Source organism: Afipia broomeae ATCC 49717, assembly GCF_000314675.2.
Classification (GTDB): domain Bacteria; phylum Pseudomonadota; class Alphaproteobacteria; order Rhizobiales; family Xanthobacteraceae; genus Afipia; species Afipia broomeae.
Map to the genome: position 1 here is coordinate 846,339 of NZ_KB375284.1, position 19,947 is coordinate 866,285.

The following is a 19,947-nucleotide window of genomic DNA, read 5'->3' on the forward strand; positions in this document are numbered from 1 at the left end:
AAAATTTATTTCCTGAAACGCCTCGTCCCGGCTTCCGTAGCTCGGATAACGGCGGCGCGGTCGATCCTCCATAAGCCTGCGCTGCCGCCATGCCCGGCGGATGTCTGCCGGGATTTCCAATTCACCGGGAGTCCAAACATGTCCAAGCGTATTGCTCTGTTGTCCGCCGCCGCGATCGGCGCGCTGACTTTGACCGCCGTTGTGGCCGCGCCAGTCCAGGCGCAGGACAAGATGATGAAGAGCGAAATGTCCGGCGAGAAGACCGTGATGGTCGGCGGCGCGCCGATGTATCCATCGAAGAACATCGTCGAGAACGCCGTGAATTCGAAGGACCACACCACGCTCGTCGCCGCCGTGAAGGCCGCGGGTCTTGTCGATACGCTGTCGAGCAAAGGCCCGTTCACCGTATTCGCGCCGACCAACGCCGCGTTCGGCAAGCTGCCGGCCGGCACCGTCGACACGCTGGTGAAGCCTGAGAACAAGGCGACCCTGACCAAGATCCTTACCTACCATGTTGTGCCGGGCAAGCTGAACGCCGCCGATCTCAAGGACGGACAGAAGCTGAAGACCGTGGAAGGTGAAGAACTGACCGTGAAGGCTTCCGGCGGCAAGGTCTCGCTGACCGATGCCAAGGGCGGCACCTCGACCGTGACCATCGCCGACGTCAACCAGTCGAACGGGGTGATTCACGTTATCGACACCGTGCTGATGCCGAAGTCTTAATCGCAGTCGTCATCGAACTCATAACAGACGTTCTCACCGACGTCGCAGTCGATCGCATTTGTCTGTCCCAAGAAACGCGATCGGAAGCGCGACGGGCGAGCCGGAGAAATCCGGCTCGCTTTTTTTGCGCGCGTTGCTCTGCGGTGGTTTGCCGCGCGTCACATCGCAACTTCGTGAAGTCTGAGACGTGCACTGCTGAAACCAAACAACCCACGGCCCGTAAATCGCACACGACGGCGATACGATCTTTTCCTCTGAAGAGATGACGGTCCGTCGGAAATTTCACGCCCGGCCCAGTTGCCGGTTTCACCATCAACGGAGACGATTCATGTCCAACACCTTATCGCGTTCTGCACTGATGTCGGCGGCTGTGTTCAGCGCGCTGATGATGACGGCGACTTTTGTCGCGCCGGTTCAGGCCAAGGAAAAGACCGTTATGGTCGGCGGTGCTGCGATGTATCCGTCCAAGAACATCGTCCAGAATGCGGTGAACTCGAAGGATCACACCACGCTGGTTGCTGCGGTGAAGGCCGCGGGCCTCGTGGATACACTCTCCGGCCCCGGACCGTTCACGGTGTTCGCGCCGACCAACGCGGCGTTCGCCAAGCTGCCCAAGGGCACTGTTGAGACGCTGGTGAAGCCTGAGAACAAGGCGACGCTCACAAAGATCCTCACCTATCACGTCGTGCCGGGCAAGCTTGCGGCTGCCGATCTCACCGACGGAAAGAAGCTGACCACGGTGGAGGGCGAGCAACTGACGGTGCGCAATGTCGGTGGCAAGGTGTCCATCGTCGATGCCAAGGGCGGAACTTCGCGGGTGACCATTTCCAACGTCAACCAGTCGAACGGCGTGATCCACGTCGTGAATTCGGTGCTGATGCCGGCGTCGTAAGGCCAAAGGCCCGCTTCTGCGCCTCTCCCCCGTGCGGGGAGAGGCGGCGGCCCTGATTTGGCAGCCGAACCCGCGGCATAGCCCTTTCGGGCTATGGAACGGGTCCGATCGGCATCGCGTTGATCCTATGGTCACTTCGACGCGAAGCCGCAGATGGGCGAACAGCTGGAGGTTCTCGGTGAGATCCTCGCGCGATTGAACCGGGACAAGGAAAGATTCGAGAAGCTTCTTGAGAATCCGGTTGATGCTCACTCGGACGAGTGTGTCCGCCAGGCGCTGGCCGGCACCGAACTGCTGATCGCAGACGTGCAAGTGCAAATTTACAAGCTATCGGCCGGTGACCGCGAAGCTGTGCCCGGCAGCGAAACGGACAGCGAGCCGGACACCTGGTTCCGTATCATCGAATAGCCGGGCCGCGCGGGCCTGCCTCGCGGTTTTGTGAACGGCCATCGTGGTGTTCGTCGCTGCGAATTTTGCGATGCGGGGCGTAACACGGTCTAGAATGCCCCGTATGGTGTTTGTGACATCGTGAAACCGGAAACGCTCATGTCCAGCATCGCCACCACAGATCGTCCGGCCGAACAGGCCGTGAGGTCGAAAACCATTCAGCCCGCCTGGGTACGGATCGTCCACTGGATCAACGCGGTGGCGATGGTCCTGATGATCATGTCCGGCTGGCAGATCTACAATGCGTCGCCGCTGTTCGGCTTTCTGCGCTTCTCGCATTCGATCACGCTGGGCGGCTGGCTCGGCGGCGCGCTGCAATGGCATTTCGCCGCGATGTGGCTGTTGATGGTCAACGGCCTTGTCTATCTCACCCTCGGCCTTGTCACCGGACGCTTCCGCAGGAAGCTGCTGCCGATCACCGTCGATGGCGTTGTCGGCGACACCAGGGCTGCGCTGACCGGCAAGCTGTCCCACGCCGATCTCACCACCTATAATTACGTGCAGAAGCTGCTCTATGCCGGCATCATCGTGGTCGGCATTGTGATCGTGCTGTCCGGATTGGCGATCTGGAAGCCGGTACAACTGCAATGGCTCACCGCGTTGTTCGGCGGCTACGACGTGGCGCGTTATGTCCACTTCTTCTGCATGGCGGCGATTGTCGGATTCCTTGTGGTCCACGTCGCGCTGGCGCTTTTGGTGCCGAAGAGCCTGCGCGCGATGATTATCGGCAAGTAGGCATGATTCCGAAAAGTGGGCACCGGTTTTCGGATCAGGTCATGCTCCAAGGAGAACCATCATGGGCCGTATGCGCAAACTTCTGATTCCCGGCGTCGACAAGCAGTTGCTGGTCAGGGACGCGGCAAAGCTGATGCCCGATCTCACCCGCCGCCGCTTCATTTCGGGCGGCGCCAGCCTCGGCGCGCTGACACTGCTGACCGGCTGCGACGTCACCGACAGCTTCTCGGCTGAATCGATGCTGACGCAGATCTCGAAATTCAACGACGCGGTTCAGGCGAAGCTGTTCAATCCGAACACGCTGGCGCCGACATTTCCCGAGAGCGCGATCACGCGGCCGTTCCCGTTCAATGCCTATTACGCCCTCGCCGATGCGCCTGACGTTGACGGCAGCACCTGGAAGCTCGAGGTGCGCGGCCTTGTCGAGAACAAGAAGTCGTGGACGCTCGATGAGCTTTACCAACTGCCGCAGGAAAAGCAGATCACGCGGCACATCTGCGTGGAAGGCTGGAGCGCGATCGGAAGCTGGACCGGCACGCCGCTGCGTCACTTCCTGCAACTGGTCGGCGCGGACATGCGCGCGAAATATGTCTGGTTCAATTGCGCCGACATGGACGGCTACAATTCACCCCTCGACATGGCGACCGCGCTGCATCCGCAGACCCAGATGACGTTCAAGTTCGACAACGACATTTTGCCGCGCGCCTACGGCTATCCGATGAAGATCCGGGTGCCGACCAAGCTCGGGTTCAAGAACCCGAAGTATGTGATCTCCCTGGAAGTCACCAACGACTACAAGGGCGGTTACTGGGAAGACCAGGGCTACAACTCGTTCAGCGGCAGCTAGGGCGGGGCCAGTTTCCCGCCATGTATCAACCACCTATGCGAAAAACGCGGGCTTGAGTCGCCCTTGCCGCGAAAGCGGGCATTTGCCGCCCCTGCATCCTTTTGCCTCAAGGCAGTCAGGCGCTCACACGCCGCTGACGTAATCGTGAGCAGTCTTAACGGCTGTTAACATCTTTAAAAACAGTGGCTTATGAAGGCCGCGACATCGGGTCACCCCGTCGGGATGTTGCGATGCACACCGGCACAATTCATGCTGAGGACAATCAGCAAGGATCGTGCATCGGGTCGCTTTTCAGCGGTTGGTCCCGGTCGTTCTGGTTTCCGGTTATGCGAAATAAGAAGGATACGATATGCCCCCGCGTCCCAACGCGATGACTTCAATGGCCCTGCTTTTTGGGGCTGCGGTTCTGCTCTCCGGCTGCAACGATCAGAGCGTCGCCTCCGCGCAGCCTCCCGAGCCCCCCGAAGTTAGCGTTGTCACCGTCAAGGCATCGTCGCAGGCGATCATCCGCGAGCTTCCGGGCCGCATCGCGCCGCTGCGGGTCGCGGACGTGCGCCCCCGCGTGTCCGGCATCATCCTCTCCCGCACCTTCGAGCAGGGCCGCGAGGTCAAGGCCGGCGAGCCGCTCTACCAGATCGATCCGAAGCCGTTTGAAGTCGAATTGCAGGCGGCGGAAGCCGCGCTGGCCAAGGCCGAGGCGGCGCTGTTGCAGGCCAGCCAGCATGCCATCCGCATCGAAACCCTGACCAAGAGCAACGCCGCCTCGCAGGCCGCCAATGAAGTCGCGGTCGCCAATCTGGCGCAGGCCAAGGCGGATCTCGCCGCGCGCAACGCCGACCTGTCGCGCGCGCGTCTCAATCTCGACTACGCCACCATCAAGGCACCGATCAACGGCATCATCGGCGCGGCGCTGCTGAGCGAAGGCGTGCTCGTGGTGCAGAACGAGGCTCATGCGCTGGCGACGATTCAGCAGATCGATTCCGTCTACGCCGACTTCACCCAGTCGGTGAACGAGCTCAACAAGCTGCGCCGCGACTTCGACCGCGGCGATCTTGACGCCGTCTCGCCCGATGCCGCCAAGGTGCGCCTCGTGCTCGACGACGGCTCGATCTATCCGCTCGACGGCAAGCTGCTGTTCTCCGACGCCAAGGTCGATGCCGGCACCGGACAGGTGACCCTGCGCGGCGAATTCAAGAATCCGAAGCGCGAACTCCTGCCCGGCATGTTTGTCCGCGTTCAGATCGAGCAGGGCCGCGACCCCGATGCCATCGTGGTGCCGCCGCAGGCGGTCCAGCGCAATTCATCCGGCGCCAGCGAAGTGTTTCTGGTCAAGGACGACAGCCGCATTGTCGCCCAGCCGGTCCGTACCGGTGGCATTGTTGACGGCCAGTGGCTGATTACCGAAGGCCTCAAGCCGGGCCAGCGTGTCGTGGTCGAAGGCTTCCAGAAGTTCGCCGTCGGCGATGCCGTCAAGGCCAGCGACTGGCGCGTCTCCGGTGAAACCGGCCGCCAGCTCGATAAGTCGGCCAGCGCGTCTGACCAGGTGCGCTAGCAGCCTCGATCGTCATTGCGAGAGGCGCGAAGCAATCCAGACACACTGGACGGCTTCGTCGCGGCGCTCGCAATGACGAATCCTGTCCCTCTCCCGGTTGGATGAGGTGAAGTCAATTCACGTTGAATATTTTTGGCGGTCGTCGTTCCGCCTCCGAAACCAGACCGAGAGAACCGAACCATGCCCGCCTTCTTTATCGACCGCCCGATTTTCGCTTGGGTGGTGGCGCTGTTCATTTGTCTGATCGGACTGATCTCGATTCCGTTCTTGGCGATCGCGCAGTATCCGATCATCGCGCCGCCTTCGATTTCGATCTCGACCAGCTATCCCGGCTCGTCGCCCGAAGAACTCTACAACTCGACCACACGCCTGATCGAGGAAGAGCTGAACGGCGCCTCGGGCATTCTCAACTTCGAATCCACCAGTGACTCCCTCGGTCAGGTGGAAATCATCGCCAATTTCGTTCCGGGCACGGACTCCAACCTCGCCTCGGTGGAAGTGCAGAATCGCATCAAGCGCGTCGAAGCACGCCTGCCGCGCGCGGTGATCCAGCAGGGCATCCTTGTCGAGGAAGCCTCCAGCGCGGTGCTGCAGATCATCACCCTGAAATCCACCGACGGCAGCCTCGATGAAGTCGGCCTCGGCGACTTCATGATCCGCAACGTGCTCGGCGAAATCCGCCGCATTCCCGGCGTCGGCCGCGCCACGCTGTATTCGACCGAGCGCTCGCTCCGCATCTGGATCGATCCGGTCAAGCTGATCGGCTACAACCTCACCGCCGACGACGTGACCAAGGCTATCACCGCACAGAATGCGCAGGTGGCATCCGGCAGTGTCGGCGCGGAGCCGAGCCGAAAGGATCAGGCGATCTCCGCGCTCGTTCTGGTGAAGGGCCAGCTCACCTCCGCCGACGAGTTCGGCGCCATCGTGCTGAAGGCCAATCCGGACGGCTCGACCGTTCGCCTGCGCGACGTCGCGCGCATCGAGATCGGCGGCATGGGCTATCAGTTCACCACCCGGCAGGACGGCAAGGCCATTGCCGGCCTCTCGGTGCTGCTCGCGCCGACCGGCAACGCGCTCGCCACCGCCAGCGCGGTGCAGGCGAAGATGGATGAACTGTCGAAGTTCTTCCCGTCCAACATCACCTACGACATTCCCTACAACATCACGCCGGTGGTGAAGGCGTCGATCTCCAAGGTGGTGCAGACGCTGATCGAGGCGGTGATCCTCGTCTTCATCGTGATGTTCCTGTTTTTGCAGAACTTCCGCTACACGCTGATCCCGACCATCGTCGTCCCGATCGCGCTGCTCGGCACCTGTACCGCGCTCTACATGTTCGGATACTCGATCAACATGCTGACCATGTTCGGCATGGTGCTGGCGATCGGCATTCTGGTCGACGACGCCATCGTGGTGGTCGAGAACGTCGAGCGCATCATGTCCGAGGAAGGACTGTCGCCGAAGGAGGCGACGCGCAAGGCGATGTCGCAGATCACCAGCGCCATCATCGGCATCACGCTGGTGCTGGTCGCGGTGTTCGTGCCGATGGCGTTCTTCCCCGGCTCGGTCGGCATCATCTATCGCCAGTTCTCGGTGACCATCGTGGCCGCGATCTCGTTCTCTGCGCTGATGGCGCTGTCGCTGACGCCCGCCTTGTGTGCGACGCTGCTCAAGCCGGTGAAGGCAGGCCACGGCCATGCGAAGACCGGCGTGTTCGGCTGGTTCAACAAGCGGCTCGACGGCGCGCGGGACGGCTACGGCCGCGTGGTCGGCTGGTCGATCCAGCGCACCGGGCGGCTGCTGATTCTCTATGCGGTGCTGCTTGGCGGCCTCGTGTTCGGCTTCTCGCGTCTGCCCGGCGGCTTTTTGCCGGTGGACGATCAGGGCTTCATCACCGTGGACGTGCAGACGCCTTCGGATTCGTCATTCAATCGCACCCAGGCCGCTGTCGAGAAGGTCGAGCAGTATCTGGCGAAGCGCTCCGGCATCGAGGACGTGACCTTCCTCACCGGCTTCAGCTTCTTAGGCCAGGGCCAGAACACGGCGCAGGCGTTCGTCACGCTGAAGGACTGGTCGGAGCGCGGGCCGAATGATTCCGCGGCCGCCATCGTGGCCGACATCAACAATTCGATGAAATCGATCCGTGACGCCAAGGTCTCGGCGCTGCAGCCGCCGCCGATCGACAACCTCGGCAACTCGTCCGGCTTCTCGTTCCGTCTGCAGGATCGCGGGCAGAAGGGCTATGCCGCGCTGATGCAGGCGAAGGAGCAGTTGCTCGCCGCTGCGAAGCAGAGCCCGGTGCTGCAGAATGTCTATGCCGAAGGCCTGCCGGAAGCGCCGCAGGTCCAGCTTCTGATCGACCGCGAACAGGCGGCGGCGCAGGGCGTCACCTTCGCCGACATCAACAGCACGATCTCGACCAATCTCGGCTCGGCCTATGTCAACGACTTCCCGAACCGCGGGCGCATGCAGCGCGTCATCGTGCAGGCCGACAGCATCGGCCGCATGAATGCGCAGGACATTTTGAAATACAACGTCAAGAACAGCCGTGGCGATCTGGTGCCGCTGTCATCGTTCGCGACCATTAAATGGACGGTCGGCCCGACCCAGATCGTCGGCTTCAATTACTATCCGTCGGTGCGCATCTCCGGTGAGGCCAAGCCCGGCTACACCTCGGGCGATGCGATTGCGGAGATGGAGCGGCTCACCGCGAAGCTGCCGCGCGGCTTCGGCTTCGAGTGGACCGGTCAGTCGTTGCAGGAGAAGCTGTCGGGCTCGCAGGCGCCGTTCCTGCTCGCGCTCTCGGCGCTGATCGTGTTCCTGTGTCTGGCCGCGCTCTATGAGAGCTGGACCATTCCGCTGGCGGTGCTGATGACGGTGCCGCTCGGCATTCTCGGCGCGGTGGTGGCGGCGATGTCGCGCAGCCTGTCGAACGACGTCTATTTCACGGTGGCGCTGATCACGATCATCGGCCTCGCGGCAAAGGACGCGATTCTGATCATCGAGTTCGCCAAGGATCTGCGCGCGAAAGGAACGCCGCTGATGCAGGCGACCATGGAAGCGTGTCATCTGCGCTTCCGCCCCATTCTGATGACCGGTCTCGCGTTCGTCTGCGGCGTGCTGCCGATGGTGATCGCGTCCGGCGCCGGCGCCAAGAGCCAGCAGGCGCTCGGCACCACGGTGATGGGCGGCATGATTGCCGTGGTCGTCCTGGCGCTGCTGATGGTGCCGGTGTTCTTCGTCGCGGTGACGAAGTTCTTCTCGAAGAACGAACGTGACGGTGAAGTCACGCCTGAGAAGGGATCGAAGCTGGAGCGGCTGCTCGGGATGTTCCGGCGCAGTCGTTCGGCGCAGACCCCGGCTGGATGAGCGTTCGCAACTAACAGTGTCATTCCGGGTCGCGAGCAGCGCGAGCGAGCCCGGAATCCATCTTCGTTATATGTGGATTCCGGATCGGCTCGCTTTGCGAGCCGTCCGGAATGACGGTTACATCGCCTTCACCGGCCGCTGGAATGCGCAGAGGATCGCGCCGAGCGCCAGTGCGGCGGTGGAAACGCGCAGCGCGTAGGACAGGCCCATCACGTCGGTGATGGCGCCGGTGACGAACGGGCCGAGCGTCTGGCCGAGGCCGAAGGTGATGGTCATGATGCCGATCACTTTGGCCCATGCGTCGGGCGGATAGTTCAGCCGCGTGAACACGGTGGTGGCGGCCACCACGGGAAAGAACGACAGGCCGAACACGAAGGCCGACGCCATCAGCAGCGGCGGCGACGTGCCCAACTGCGCGATGAATGTCCCGAGACAGGTGACGGCGATCATGATCGCGATGGTCGTGCCGCTGTTGCCGCGCGCCATCACGCCGCGCCACAGCCACGATCCTGCGAACGACATCAATCCGATCAGGCACCAGAACGCACTCTGTGCCGCCGCTCCGCCGCCGCCGTCGCGGACATAGGCGATCATGAACGTCATGTAGGCGATATAGCCCGCGCCGAACAGAAAATAGCCGGCGAGATAAACCGCGATCGGGCGCAGTGACACCGGTGACGATGCGGCCGATGTTTCGCTGGCCGCGACGTCGATCGGATTGAGCATCAGCGGAATCATCATCAGGGCCGAGATGATGGTCAGCGCCGCCCACACGATCCACCACGAGCCGGGACCGAAGTACTGCAATAGAAACGGAGCGGCGAGGCCCGAGACGATGAGGCCGGTGCCGGGGCCGGTGTAGAACAGGTTCAGCAGCAGCGCGGATTTCATCGGCCGCGATTGCGCGATGGTCGCAGCCAGCGTGCCGCCGCCGACAAAGGTCGTTGCCGCGCCGAGGCCCGACAGCAGGCGTCCGAAGCCGAACACCAGCGCATTGCCCGACAGCGCACAGATTCCGAGTGAGACGACGCAGGCCAGCGCACCGATCCAGACCGAACGGAACACCCCGACGCGGCGGATGAAAGCGGCCGCGCCCAGCGCGCCGGCGAGATAGCCGATGGCATTGATCGTGTTCATGAAGCCGGCGGTCGAATACGACCAGCCGAGCGAGTCGCGCATGTCCGGCAGCACCAGCGTGTAGCCGAAGCGTCCTATCCCGAGCCCGATGGCCGGCGCCAGCGCGAGGATCAGGATCATGCGCATCGGGCGCGCGAAAGGTGCTGGGTCGGGCGATCTCATGGAAGCTCAGCTCCGGCGGGAGCCGTACATGTGGCAGTTTCCGACCGGCTTGGCCAATGAGATCAGGGCAATGGTGTCTTGCCAATTCTGCAATGGCGTTTTAGCAAGTCGGCGCAAGGCGCAGACATCAACATTCAAGGCAACTCGATCATGGCATCGCACAAACTCCTCCTTCTCCCCGGCGACGGGATCGGCACCGAAGTGATGGCGGAGGTGAAGCGCATCATCGACTGGCTGAACAAGCACGGGTCCTGCTCGTTCGAGACCGAAAGCGGTCTGGTCGGCGGATCGAGCTTTGATGCCGACAAGGTCGCGATCACCGATGCGACCATGGCGCGTGCGCAGGCCGCGGACGCCGTGATCTTCGGCGCGGTCGGCGGACCGAAGTGGGCGGACGTTCCTTATGAAGCGCGTCCGGAAGCCGGCCTGCTGCGTCTGCGCAAGGACATGGCGCTGTTCGCCAACCTGCGCCCGGCGATCTGCTATCCGGCGCTTGCCGAATCCTCCAGCCTCAAGAAGGAGGTTGTCGAAGGCCTCGACATCATGATCGTGCGCGAGCTGACCGGCGGCGTGTACTTCGGCGAGCCGAAGACCATCACCGATCTCGGCAACGGCCAGAAGCGCGCCGTCGATACCCAGGTCTACGACACGTATGAAATCGAGCGCATCGCGCGTGTCGCCTTCGACCTCGCGCGCAAGCGCCGCAACAAGATGACGTCGATGGAAAAGCACAACGTCATGAAGAGCGGCGTGCTCTGGAAGGAAGTCGTGACGCAGGTGCATGCGCGCGAATACAAGGACGTCGAGCTTGAGCATCAGTTGGCTGACGCCGGCGGCATGCAGCTCGTGCGCTGGCCGAAGCAGTTCGACGTGATCGTCACCGACAACCTGTTCGGCGACATGCTGTCCGATATCGCCGCGATGCTGACCGGCTCGCTCGGCATGCTGCCGTCGGCCTCACTCGGCGAAGTCGATCCGAAAACCAAAAAGCGCAAGGCGTTGTACGAGCCGGTGCATGGTTCGGCGCCGGACATCGCCGGCAAGGGCATGGCCAATCCGATTGCGATGATCGCGTCGTTCGTGATGGCGCTGCGCTACTCGTTCGATTTGCAGAACGAAGCCGACATGATCGACGCTGCGATTGCCGCGACGCTGGCCAAGGGTCTGCGCACCGCGGACCTCAAGTCGGACGGCGCGACGATCGTTTCCACCTCGCAGATGGGCGAGGCGATTGTGAAGGAACTGGACGCGCTGACGGCGTAAGGTCAGCTTCCCCCACGAGCGACGCACGTTTCGATGGCGGCAAAGTTGCCCCCGGATGAGCCGTTGTGCGCACCATTGTTTGAGCTTGCATACGTTGCCGCGCCATATTTGGCGCGGCAGCGTGCGTAGAGGGCCTCTTTCGAAGCTTCCGGCTTCGCTTCGCGCGGCGGACATGGATTTGATGTGCCCGACAGGGCGGTGAAGCTGGTCCCTGCGGCCATGCTGCAGGGCGGAGTTGAAGACTGTTTTGACTCGGGCTTCTTGCTGGACGCCGGTTGTTCCTCGCGCTTTGCCACCGGCTCCGGCTTCTTCTTCACTTCGATCTTCTCGCAAGTGTTGTCGTCGCCGACTTCATAGCCTACGCGGCAGGTGATCTTGGTGCACTTGTCGCCGTCAGCCTTGTAGCCCCATTCGCAGACCAGCGGACACACGCGGCCCTGCCTCGCCTTCACCGCGTCAAGTGCATCGGCGCTGGCGAGTTTGATATCGAATTTCGTCTTGGCGTTCTTGTTGAACAGGTCGAGTGATTTCTGGGCTGCTGCGGTCCAATTGCCGTCGGTGGCGCCGGCATAGCAGCCGGCGCGCTTCAGTTCGATCTGCAATTGCTTTGGAACGTCGGCGACAATCACCGGCGCATCCGGCTTCGGTGCGGATTGATCCGGCGTCAGCGCGGCGACAGGTCCGATCGGCTTGTCGTCGCTGGCTTTCTGTTCGGTGGTCTTCTGTTCAGCGGCTTTCTTTTCAGCGGCAAGGCGCGCAGCGTCGGCCACCCTGGCATCTTCGGCAGCTTTTTTATCGGCGGCGGCACGCGCCCGTTCCTCTGCCTTTGCAAGCGCCGCAGCCTTGGCCTTCTCCGCTTCGGCCAGTTTGGCTTCCTCCGCCTTCTTCGCGAGCTCAGCCGCGACGCGCTGCTGCTCGGCCTTGCGGGCAAGTTCTGCGGCCTTGTCCTGTTCGGCTTTCTTCGCGCCTTCTATCGCAAGGCGTGTTTGTTCTTCCTGCGCGGTCTTGGCCTTCTCGGTCGCGGCGAGGCGTGCTTCCTCGGCGGCGAGCTTGTTGCGCTGGGCCTGCGCCAGTTTGGCGTAGAAACTGTCCGGGTAGGTCGCAATGAAGTAGTCCCATGCCTCGCGCGTGCCGACCCGTTCTGCAAGCTCGTAATCGCGGCGCAGGGATGAATTCGGATCCGTCTGTTGCGCGACTGGAGCAGCGGCGACGGCAGGCACGAGCGGCACGTCATTGCCGCCGAGCGAGCCATAGACGAACGGCTCCTGCTTGTTGTTCGTCACTTTCAGCACATCGTCGCGCACGAAGCCGAATGCCTTGCGCAGGTCGAGCCCCGGTTTGACGAGATGTTTCACCAGGGCGGTCGCGAACGGACTGTTCTTGCCTTCGCCGTCGGAAGCGGTCGAACCGGCCTTCGCGGCGAACGCGATCAGTGTGTTCGGATTGGCCGGCTCCACTTTCGCAAGTCCGCGGTTGACCGCGCGCGAGCCGATGGTGCGCTTCATCGTCTTGTTGAACGGGTTGTCGCGGCAGGCATCGAGAATGACGAGGCGAAGGTGCTTTGCCGGATCGGCCGCGACGATGAAACGGTCGAGCGGAAACGCTTCGTCGAGAACATCCGTATCGATTTCGAGTTTCGCATCGACGGGGATCAGATAGTTCGTGCCCTCAAGCTCGATGCCATGGCCCGCATAGTAGATCACCGCCACATCCGCATCGCGGACCTTGTTGCCGAACTCGCGTAGCGTGCGCTTCATTTCGATGCCCGACAGATTCGATTTTGCATCGACGGTATCGAAACCGGCTTTCGTCAGGATGGCCGCGATGGCGGCGGCGTCGTTGGAGGGATTCGTGAGCGGCGCGACGTTTTGATAGTCGGAATTGCCGATCACCAGTGCGACGCGCTTCTCGGCAAGCGCCGGTGTCAGCGCGGCTGTCAGGAAAGTCCATACGAGAAGCAAGCGTCGCATGCGCAAGGCGGCCTCGAAAATCAAAGTCCGGCAAACGTTAAAATATGCAGGAACTCTAGACCGGGGGCGGGCGGACGCAAAGTGCAAAAGCGCATCCGGGGGGGGGCGGTTCTCCCGATTGGCCGCAAAGCGCCCTGCCACAGTCCCGCCCTTTGGGGCGAAGTTCGTCACCACTTTGCCGTATGCAAATCCGCATAAAAATGCCCGGCTCAGGCCGGGCATTTTGGTTGGGCAAGGTACCGGAAATCAGTAGAGCGGGAACGGGAACGGTGTGCCGGTGTCCCACTGGTCGCCGAGCGGGCGGCGGCTGGTGTAGAGCCGGTCGATCTGCTGGCCGTAGGAGTAGCCGGGCGGGAAGGCGTAGTCGGTGAACTTGCGCTCGCCGGGCACCACCTCGGTACCGGCATCCAGCCACGAGCGGCGAGTCACGTAAACGCGGGTCCGGCCGCGCTGATAGACGCGGTTCTCCGCCCTGCGGGGTGCGCCGTCATAGGTCGGGTCTTCCACCACGACGCGCTTCCGGGTCTGGGCATCGGCGGCACTAACGCCGAGTCCGGCGGTCGCGATCGCGGCCGTGGCCAGCAAAATCGCCAGTGTTTTGGCGCCCGGGTACTTCAAAGCCATTGAATCCTCGTCACATTCCCAATTGCGTCGCACCATACCCGTTTCCATTGCTCCCCCACAAGGACGAATGGGCCACACTTGCCGGAGGATCGTCACTCCCTTGAGAGATAGGGCGGAAAAGGCGCGATTCCAGCCTTCAGAGCCGGCGAGGCGGGCGCGCCGGGCGGGTGTCGGTGGTTTGCGAGACCGGCTCGGCACTGCAACGTGCCGAACGCTTCATTCCTTCCTCGAAGAAGGTTTGCGCGGCGGCGGTCGGAAGCACACCCTTCAATGTGATCTTGTCGATCATGCAGGCCAGGGTGTGGAAGTTCGGACGCGCGCCGCTGGCTTCGCAGTACCAGCCCTTGAGATACACGGCGGTGGTGTCGAAGCGGCTGAGATAGGACACGCAGAGCTTGATCTGGCCGTCCGAGTCGATCTGGAAATTCGCGGCGCGGACCGCGCCGAAGCGCGTCTGGAGATCGTAGTAGGTGCTGGAGCCGGTATAGGCCGTGCGCAGCAGCGGCCGCAGGCTCGACATTTCATAAGAATAGTCGCGGACCACCGGCGTATCCGGATTGGCCGGCATGTTCACAACCAGCGTGAAGTCGGTGTTGCGATCGTAAACCTGGCCGTATTGCAGGATTTCCTGCCAGCCCGCGTTGAATCGCGCCGAGTTGGCGGTCGGTGACAGCCTCGTGAGTTCGGGCGAATTGATCTGGAACGATGCCTTGGTGCTCACTCTGGATGGCTGATCGAAAAAGCTTGTGACGCGGATAACGACCATGCCGATAAGCGCCAGCACGATAGTCCCGACCGCGTAGAAGGAATAGCGCACCATCTTCCCGGCGTAGGTGCCGAAGGTCGAGATGTGGTTGTGATCGAAAGACATTTCAAAATTCCCGAGAGGCAATGTTTCCGATTGATCGTCTCAATCCTGTGTGAGCGGGCCGCGTAATTGCGGAGCCTCGCCGGAGACGATCCAGTTTGCGGAAGCAGTGGCCGTCATTGCGTTGCAGGTGTCGCGTTTCAGTTCTGCGCGCGCGAACAGTTCGGCCATCTTCGGATCGTTCCCCGCCGACAGCAGGGTCAGCCGGTTCAGCGTGCAGCCGAGAAATGCCCGCTGCGCGGCCAGCGAATCGGCCTGACACGACCATCCGCTCACCCTGACGCTCGGCCTGGAAAAGGTTTTCACAAAGCCCAGGCAGTTCTGTTTGGCAGGCAGGGCCGCCCCGCTCAATCGGAGCAGGGAGAGGCGGCCGAATTTGGTGTCCACGAAGCCGGCAGGTTCGACCTCGGCGGCCCGTCCTCCGGCCATCCGGACTGCGACATCGGCATCAGCCGCCGCAAACGCATCCAGTTCGCCGCCGGGGCGGTAAATCTCGATTTCTGCCGTGGGCGCTTCGCCGGCATGGGCGGCCCAGCGCAGGATGTCCTTGCGGCCGCCTTCGGGATGCCGCAAGATCTCATAAGCATCTGTTCTGTCAGACAAATCCAGCTTGCTGATGGCAAAGGCCGGATGCGGCCTGCTGGCCTGCGTCCAGCTTGGAAGCACGGGAAGGCCAGCCTCGGCCGCGCCCGGCTCGGTGGACACCAGATCCACGGCAAGGACCGCCAGCACCGCCAGGCCGCAGAGATAGGCCAGGATACGCACCGCGACCGCGCTGCATTCGTCCGCAAAGCTGCGCAGCGCCGGGTGAATTCCTGACATGTTCGGCAGGGGCTGGTCGAGCAGGATCGGGCTCATATCTGACTCGGCGGACGTTCTGTTCCGTTGTGATAACGGGAACGAGCTTCCGCCGTGGTCATGGTCGCGAAGACCCTCCTGCCACTTGACGTCACCTGCCCCCGCAGTTGCTTCTGCGTTGTATTTGGGCCGTTTTTCGCATAGAAGCGCTGCCTCTTCCCTTTCTACAGACAGCGAGGGCGAGGCATTTTTCTTCGGAGAGTCAACGATGGGTTACAAGGTTGCGCTAGTTGGAGCGACCGGCAATGTGGGCCGGGAGATGCTCAACATCTTGGACGAACGCAGTTTTCCCGCTGACGAGGTGGTCGCTTTGGCCTCCCGCCGCAGCATGGGCGTCGAAGTGTCCTATGGCGACCGCACCCTGAAATGCAAAGCGCTCGAACATTACGATTTTAGCGATGTCGATATCTGCCTGATGTCGGCCGGCGGCGCGGTGTCCAAGGAATGGTCGCCGAAGATCGCAGCCGCGGGCGCTGTCGTGATCGACAATTCGTCGACGTGGCGGATGGATCCGGACGTTCCGCTGATCGTGCCGGAAGTGAATGCCGATGCGGTCACCGACTTCCGCAAGAAGGGCATCATCGCCAATCCGAACTGTTCGACCGCGCAGCTCGTCGTCGCGCTGAAGCCGCTGCATGATGCGGCGAAGATCAGGCGCGTCGTGGTCTCGACCTATCAGTCGGTGTCGGGCGCGGGCAAGGATGCGATGGACGAACTGTTCTCGCAGACCAAGGCCGTCTACACCAACGACGAACTGGTCAATAACAAATTCCCGAAGCGGATCGCCTTCAACGTCATCCCCCAGATCGATGTGTTCATGGAGGATGGCTACACGAAGGAAGAGTGGAAGATGATGGCGGAGACCAAGAAGATTCTTGATCCCAAAATCAAGCTCACCGCCACCTGCGTGCGCGTGCCGGTGTTCGTGGGCCATTCGGAAGCTGTGAACATCGAGTTCGAGAATCCGATCTCCGCCGATGAAGCACGCAACATTCTGCGTACTGCGCCGGGCTGTCTCGTGATCGACAAGCGCGAGCCGGGCGGCTACGTCACGCCGTACGAATCCGCCGGCGAGGACGCCACCTACATCAGCCGCATCCGCGAGGACGCGACGGTGGAGAACGGCCTCGTGCTGTGGTGCGTCTCGGACAACCTGCGCAAGGGCGCCGCGCTGAACGCCGTTCAGATCGCGGAATGCCTGGTCAACCGCAAGCTGTTGCAGCCGAAAAAGAAGGCGGCCTGAGCCGCCTGATGTGAGCAGAAAAACGGGGCCGGGAATCAGGATGACAAGCGAGCCATCTGAGCACCGGCCCTCTACTGCGGAATACCGGCCAAATCCAAAGCTGAAGCGTGCGGAGCACGCATTCGAATCCCTGCTGTTCAACAGCCGCTGGCTGATGGCGCCGTTCTATCTCGGCCTCGTCATCAGTCTCCTCGTGCTGCTGTTTAAGTTCGTTGCGCTGCTGGTCGAGTTTATCGCTCACGCCACCCTGGCAAAGGAATCCGACATCATTCTCGGCGTGCTGTCGCTGATCGATGTGTCGCTGACCGGCAATCTGGTTCTGATCGTGGTGTTCTCTGGCTACGAGAATTTCGTCTCGCGGATCGATCCGCGCGGCCATCCCGACTGGCCGGAATGGATGACCAAGGTCGACTTCGCCGGGCTGAAGCAGAAGCTGCTGGCCTCGATCGTCGCGATCTCGGCGATTCAGGTGCTCAAGGCGTTCATGAATATCGATGTGGCATTCGACGCCCAGAAGCTCGCCTGGCTCGCCGGAATCCATCTCGTGTTTGTCGTCTCGACCCTGTTGATCGTGTGGTCGGACAGGCTCGGCGATCACGGGGCGTCGAACAAGGCCGGCCATTAAGCCGGCCTGTGCTCGGCTCAGGACACCAGCGCGCTGTGATAGACGCGGCTGAATTCGTTCGTGCTCTGGTCGACGATGGACAGCGAGCCTTCCGCGACGCCGAAATAGGCGCCGTGAAGCTGCAGCTCGCCGCTCTCGACGCGGTTCTTCACGAACGGAAATGTCATCAGGTTTTCCAGGCTGCGCAGAATCGCCGCCTTTTCAATCCTCGTGACGAATTGCTGCATCGTTTCGTGGTCGCGCTGCGAGACCGTCTCACCTGGCTTGACGAACATCGACATCCATTTGCCGATGAAGTCGCCGGGGGACAGCGGCGCGCTGTCATCGACAAAAGCGCGAATGCCGCCGCACTGCGCATGCCCCAGCACGACGATGTGCTTTATCTTCAGGACCTGATTGGCATATTCCAGCGCGGCCGAGACGCCGTGGGCGTTGCCGTCAGGCTGGAACACGGGCACGAGATTGGCGACGTTGCGAACGACGAACAGTTCGCCCGGTCCGGCATCGAAAATCACCTCCGGCGAAACGCGGGAATCGCAACAGCCGACCACCATCACCTCGGGGGATTGCCCCTTTTGCGACAATTCACGGTAGCGCGACTGTTCGGTGGGCAGGCGCTGGGTGACAAAAGTCTGGTATCCGGCGAGCAGGTGTTCGGGAAACGGTGACATGGGGAGCCTCGCAAAATCGTCTCAGGTTGGTTCGCTAGTCCGCAACGTTTTCTCGGTCCGCCCGGTCTGTGGACCTGCGAACCAAGCTGGCATCATCATTTTCCAGCGCCCTTTTTGAAATCCAGAGTTCGCCGTGGCGTGTGCCGCGAGACCAACTGCGGATTCAGGACACTGGTGGCTAACCTAGGAGAGCAATCCGAACAAGCCTTTCGGGCGCGGGACGGAAATGCTACTCAGGGTGCTTCCCCAATGGAAACCAGACCATGATCCACCCGCGCCGCAGTGTTCTGTTCATGCCCGGCTCGAATGCCCGGGCGCTCGACAAGGCGCGGAACCTTCCCTGCGATGGGGTCATCCTCGACCTTGAGGACTCGGTGGCGCCCGACGCCAAACCGATGGCGCGCGATCAGATCGCGCAAGCTGTCGCCGCGGGAGGCTTCGGCAAGCGTGAGATCATTATCCGCATCAACAATCTCGAGTCGCCATGGTGGGAAGACGATCTGACCATGGCTGCTCATGCCAAGCCTGACGGGATTCTGGTCCCGAAGATTTCCCGTCCGGCCGACATCAAGAGACTGGAGGAGCGCCTTCGCACGCTCAAGGCCGATCCCGGCATCGTGCTGTGGGCGATGATCGAGTCCCCGCTTGGCGTTCTGTCGGCGCAAGAGATTGCCGCAACCGCGCGTGACGGCGACAAGCGTCTTGCCGGATTTGTCATGGGACCGAACGACATCGCGCGCGAGACGCGGATGCGGATGCTGCCGGGCCGCGTCGCCATGCTGCCGCTGTTCGCGCATTGCATTCTCGCGGCGCGGGCCTATGGCCTTGAGATTCTCGACGGTCCCTACAACGACATCAGCGACGTGGCCGGTTTCGCGAAGGAGTGCGCGCAGGGCCGCGACATGGGCTTCGACGGAAAGACGCTGATCCATCCCGGCCAGATCGATGCCGCCAATGCCGCCTACACACCGCCGGCGGAAGAGATTGCCCGCGCGCGCAGGATCATGGGTGTGTTCGATCTGCCGGAGAACGCGAACAAGGGCGTGGTTCAGCTTGATGGCCAGATGGTCGAGCGTCTGCACGTCGAGATGGCCAAGCGCACCATTGCGATTGCGGATGCGATTGCCGCGCTGAAGGCGAGCTGAAGTCCGGAACATTGAGATCGTCATGCCCGGGTGTCCCGGGCATCCACGTCTTACCTGTCCGAGAAGCCCAAAACGTAGATGGCCGGGACAAGCCCGGCCATGACTTAGTCTATCAATTCGTTTTGAATTACAGCCACGGGCGCTCGGCCTTTTCCTTCGCCTCGAACATGTCGATCGACTTGCCCTTTTCCATGGTCAGGCCGATGTCGTCGAGCCCGTTCAGCATGCAGTGCTTGCGGAAGGGATCGATCTCGAACTTGATCGTGCCGCCGTCGGGGCCGCGGATTTCCTGCTTCTCAAGATCGACTGTCAGCGTGGCGTTGGAGCCGCGGTCGGCGTCGTCGAACAGCTTGTCGAGTTCTTCGTGCGACACGCGGATCGGCAGGATGCCGTTCTTGAAACAGTTGTTGTAGAAAATGTCGCCGAACGAGGTCGAGATGATGCAGCGGATGCCGAAATCGCCGAGCGCCCATGGCGCGTGCTCGCGGCTCGAGCCGCAACCGAAGTTGTCGCCGGCCACCAGGATCTTCGCCTTACGGTAGGACGGCTTGTTGAGCACGAAATCGGGATTCTCGCTGCCGTCGTCTTTGTAGCGCTGCTCAGAGAACAGTCCCTTGCCGAGGCCGGTGCGCTTGATGGTCTTGAGATACTGCTTCGGGATGATCATGTCGGTGTCGACGTTGATGATCTTCAGGGGCGCCGCGACGCCTTCGAGTGTCGTAAACTTGTCCATGATGTTCCCGTGAACCGGATGCAATTTGAGCTGTTCTAAATATACCATCATCGCCGTCAAGGCTATGCGCTGAGGGAGGACAC

The 19,947-nt window shown here is 62.0% G+C and carries 18 protein-coding genes; 11 read left to right on the forward strand and 7 right to left on the reverse strand.

Going from position 1 to position 19,947, the window contains the following annotated elements; genetic code table 11:
• Positions 1 to 138: 138 nt before the first annotated feature.
• The 7 genes from HMPREF9695_RS23720 to HMPREF9695_RS23750 all read left to right on the forward strand — a co-directional run bounded on the left by HMPREF9695_RS23720 (position 139) and on the right by HMPREF9695_RS23750 (position 8,565).
• Positions 139 to 723 (forward strand): fasciclin domain-containing protein, encoded by a 585-nt coding sequence (locus HMPREF9695_RS23720; RefSeq protein ID WP_006023458.1) that lies wholly within the window; start codon positions 139 to 141, stop codon positions 721 to 723.
• A gap of 328 nt (positions 724 to 1,051) precedes the next feature.
• Complete coding sequence (locus HMPREF9695_RS23725) at positions 1,052 to 1,615, forward strand: fasciclin domain-containing protein (protein WP_006023459.1); 564 nt, start codon at positions 1,052 to 1,054, stop codon at positions 1,613 to 1,615.
• Positions 1,616 to 1,768: 153 nt separating this feature from the next.
• Positions 1,769 to 2,023 (forward strand): hypothetical protein, encoded by a 255-nt coding sequence (locus HMPREF9695_RS23730; protein ID WP_006023460.1) that lies wholly within the window; start codon positions 1,769 to 1,771, stop codon positions 2,021 to 2,023.
• Positions 2,024 to 2,161: 138 nt separating this feature from the next.
• The gene (locus tag HMPREF9695_RS23735) at positions 2,162 to 2,797 is read left to right on the forward strand and encodes a cytochrome b/b6 domain-containing protein (protein ID WP_006023461.1); all 636 of its coding nucleotides are present in this window, start codon (positions 2,162 to 2,164) and stop codon (positions 2,795 to 2,797) included.
• Between the two features lie 61 nt (positions 2,798 to 2,858).
• Positions 2,859 to 3,644 (forward strand): molybdopterin-dependent oxidoreductase, encoded by a 786-nt coding sequence (locus tag HMPREF9695_RS23740; RefSeq protein WP_006023462.1) that lies wholly within the window; start codon positions 2,859 to 2,861, stop codon positions 3,642 to 3,644.
• A gap of 349 nt (positions 3,645 to 3,993) precedes the next feature.
• Entirely contained in the window at positions 3,994 to 5,196 is a 1,203-nt protein-coding gene (locus tag HMPREF9695_RS23745; protein WP_006023463.1) for an efflux RND transporter periplasmic adaptor subunit, read from the forward strand.
• Positions 5,197 to 5,376: 180 nt separating this feature from the next.
• Positions 5,377 to 8,565: an efflux RND transporter permease subunit gene (locus tag HMPREF9695_RS23750; protein ID WP_006023464.1), complete on the forward strand. Its 3,189-nt coding sequence runs from the start codon at positions 5,377 to 5,379 to the stop codon at positions 8,563 to 8,565.
• 117 nt (positions 8,566 to 8,682) lie between these two features.
• Here the strand turns inward: HMPREF9695_RS23750 and HMPREF9695_RS23755 are convergent, their stop codons facing one another.
• On the reverse strand, positions 8,683 to 9,864 hold the full coding sequence (locus tag HMPREF9695_RS23755) for a YbfB/YjiJ family MFS transporter (RefSeq protein WP_006023465.1): 1,182 nt from the start codon (positions 9,862 to 9,864) through the stop codon (positions 8,683 to 8,685).
• 150 nt (positions 9,865 to 10,014) lie between these two features.
• On the opposite strand from HMPREF9695_RS23755, the gene leuB reads away from it, so the two are divergent.
• On the forward strand, positions 10,015 to 11,127 hold the full coding sequence (gene leuB, locus HMPREF9695_RS23760) for a 3-isopropylmalate dehydrogenase (RefSeq protein WP_006023466.1): 1,113 nt from the start codon (positions 10,015 to 10,017) through the stop codon (positions 11,125 to 11,127).
• A 2-nt stretch (positions 11,128 to 11,129) separates the two neighbouring features.
• On the opposite strand, the gene HMPREF9695_RS23765 is transcribed toward leuB, so the two are convergent.
• The 4 genes from HMPREF9695_RS23765 to HMPREF9695_RS23780 form a co-directional block, all read right to left on the reverse strand.
• Positions 11,130 to 13,097: a caspase family protein gene (locus HMPREF9695_RS23765; RefSeq protein WP_244434470.1), complete on the reverse strand. Its 1,968-nt coding sequence runs from the start codon at positions 13,095 to 13,097 to the stop codon at positions 11,130 to 11,132.
• 246 nt (positions 13,098 to 13,343) lie between these two features.
• Positions 13,344 to 13,721 carry a hypothetical protein gene (locus HMPREF9695_RS23770; protein ID WP_006023468.1) on the reverse strand — a complete coding sequence of 126 codons (378 nt, stop codon included), beginning with the start codon at positions 13,719 to 13,721 and terminating at the stop codon, positions 13,344 to 13,346.
• Positions 13,722 to 13,857: 136 nt separating this feature from the next.
• Positions 13,858 to 14,592, reverse strand: a complete 735-nt coding sequence (locus HMPREF9695_RS23775; RefSeq protein ID WP_006023469.1) for a hypothetical protein — start codon at positions 14,590 to 14,592, stop codon at positions 13,858 to 13,860.
• Positions 14,593 to 14,631: 39 nt separating this feature from the next.
• A complete protein-coding gene (locus HMPREF9695_RS23780; RefSeq protein WP_006023470.1) occupies positions 14,632 to 15,447 on the reverse strand; it encodes a hypothetical protein in 816 nt (271 codons plus the stop codon).
• Positions 15,448 to 15,655: 208 nt separating this feature from the next.
• Here HMPREF9695_RS23780 and HMPREF9695_RS23785 point away from each other — a divergent pair, with 208 nt between their 5' ends.
• Together HMPREF9695_RS23785 and HMPREF9695_RS23790 are read left to right on the forward strand one after the other, a co-directional pair.
• Positions 15,656 to 16,690, forward strand: a complete 1,035-nt coding sequence (locus HMPREF9695_RS23785) for an aspartate-semialdehyde dehydrogenase (RefSeq protein WP_006023471.1) — start codon at positions 15,656 to 15,658, stop codon at positions 16,688 to 16,690.
• A 40-nt stretch (positions 16,691 to 16,730) separates the two neighbouring features.
• Positions 16,731 to 17,315: a TIGR00645 family protein gene (locus tag HMPREF9695_RS23790; protein WP_006023472.1), complete on the forward strand. Its 585-nt coding sequence runs from the start codon at positions 16,731 to 16,733 to the stop codon at positions 17,313 to 17,315.
• 17 nt (positions 17,316 to 17,332) lie between these two features.
• On the opposite strand, the gene HMPREF9695_RS23795 is transcribed toward HMPREF9695_RS23790, so the two are convergent.
• Positions 17,333 to 17,986, reverse strand: coding sequence for a carbonic anhydrase (locus HMPREF9695_RS23795; RefSeq protein ID WP_006023473.1), 654 nt, complete (start codon positions 17,984 to 17,986; stop codon positions 17,333 to 17,335).
• A 263-nt stretch (positions 17,987 to 18,249) separates the two neighbouring features.
• Here HMPREF9695_RS23795 and HMPREF9695_RS23800 point away from each other — a divergent pair, with 263 nt between their 5' ends.
• On the forward strand, positions 18,250 to 19,131 hold the full coding sequence (locus HMPREF9695_RS23800) for an HpcH/HpaI aldolase/citrate lyase family protein (protein WP_006023474.1): 882 nt from the start codon (positions 18,250 to 18,252) through the stop codon (positions 19,129 to 19,131).
• 127 nt (positions 19,132 to 19,258) lie between these two features.
• Here HMPREF9695_RS23800 and leuD read toward each other — a convergent pair whose 3' ends face one another.
• Complete coding sequence (leuD, locus tag HMPREF9695_RS23805; protein ID WP_006023475.1) at positions 19,259 to 19,864, reverse strand: 3-isopropylmalate dehydratase small subunit; 606 nt, start codon at positions 19,862 to 19,864, stop codon at positions 19,259 to 19,261.
• Positions 19,865 to 19,947 lie beyond the last annotated feature (83 nt).

What these genes read in the sequence shown, in the direction of transcription:
- HMPREF9695_RS23720 (WP_006023458.1), top strand. Translation starts at nt 139, where the DNA reads ATGTCCAAGCGTATTGCTCTGTTGTCCGCCGCCGCGATCGGCGCGCTG.
- HMPREF9695_RS23725 (WP_006023459.1), top strand. Translation starts at nt 1,052, where the DNA reads ATGTCCAACACCTTATCGCGTTCTGCACTGATGTCGGCGGCTGTGTTC.
- HMPREF9695_RS23730 (WP_006023460.1), top strand. Translation starts at nt 1,769, where the DNA reads ATGGGCGAACAGCTGGAGGTTCTCGGTGAGATCCTCGCGCGATTGAAC.
- HMPREF9695_RS23735 (WP_006023461.1), top strand. Translation starts at nt 2,162, where the DNA reads ATGTCCAGCATCGCCACCACAGATCGTCCGGCCGAACAGGCCGTGAGG.
- HMPREF9695_RS23740 (WP_006023462.1), top strand. Translation starts at nt 2,859, where the DNA reads ATGGGCCGTATGCGCAAACTTCTGATTCCCGGCGTCGACAAGCAGTTG.
- HMPREF9695_RS23745 (WP_006023463.1), top strand. Translation starts at nt 3,994, where the DNA reads ATGCCCCCGCGTCCCAACGCGATGACTTCAATGGCCCTGCTTTTTGGG.
- HMPREF9695_RS23750 (WP_006023464.1), top strand. Translation starts at nt 5,377, where the DNA reads ATGCCCGCCTTCTTTATCGACCGCCCGATTTTCGCTTGGGTGGTGGCG.
- HMPREF9695_RS23755 (WP_006023465.1), bottom strand. Translation starts at nt 9,864, where the DNA reads ATGAGATCGCCCGACCCAGCACCTTTCGCGCGCCCGATGCGCATGATC.
- leuB (WP_006023466.1), top strand. Translation starts at nt 10,015, where the DNA reads ATGGCATCGCACAAACTCCTCCTTCTCCCCGGCGACGGGATCGGCACC.
- HMPREF9695_RS23765 (WP_244434470.1), bottom strand. Translation starts at nt 13,097, where the DNA reads ATGCGACGCTTGCTTCTCGTATGGACTTTCCTGACAGCCGCGCTGACA.
- HMPREF9695_RS23770 (WP_006023468.1), bottom strand. Translation starts at nt 13,721, where the DNA reads ATGGCTTTGAAGTACCCGGGCGCCAAAACACTGGCGATTTTGCTGGCC.
- HMPREF9695_RS23775 (WP_006023469.1), bottom strand. Translation starts at nt 14,592, where the DNA reads ATGTCTTTCGATCACAACCACATCTCGACCTTCGGCACCTACGCCGGG.
- HMPREF9695_RS23780 (WP_006023470.1), bottom strand. Translation starts at nt 15,447, where the DNA reads ATGAGCCCGATCCTGCTCGACCAGCCCCTGCCGAACATGTCAGGAATT.
- HMPREF9695_RS23785 (WP_006023471.1), top strand. Translation starts at nt 15,656, where the DNA reads ATGGGTTACAAGGTTGCGCTAGTTGGAGCGACCGGCAATGTGGGCCGG.
- HMPREF9695_RS23790 (WP_006023472.1), top strand. Translation starts at nt 16,731, where the DNA reads ATGACAAGCGAGCCATCTGAGCACCGGCCCTCTACTGCGGAATACCGG.
- HMPREF9695_RS23795 (WP_006023473.1), bottom strand. Translation starts at nt 17,986, where the DNA reads ATGTCACCGTTTCCCGAACACCTGCTCGCCGGATACCAGACTTTTGTC.
- HMPREF9695_RS23800 (WP_006023474.1), top strand. Translation starts at nt 18,250, where the DNA reads ATGATCCACCCGCGCCGCAGTGTTCTGTTCATGCCCGGCTCGAATGCC.
- leuD (WP_006023475.1), bottom strand. Translation starts at nt 19,864, where the DNA reads ATGGACAAGTTTACGACACTCGAAGGCGTCGCGGCGCCCCTGAAGATC.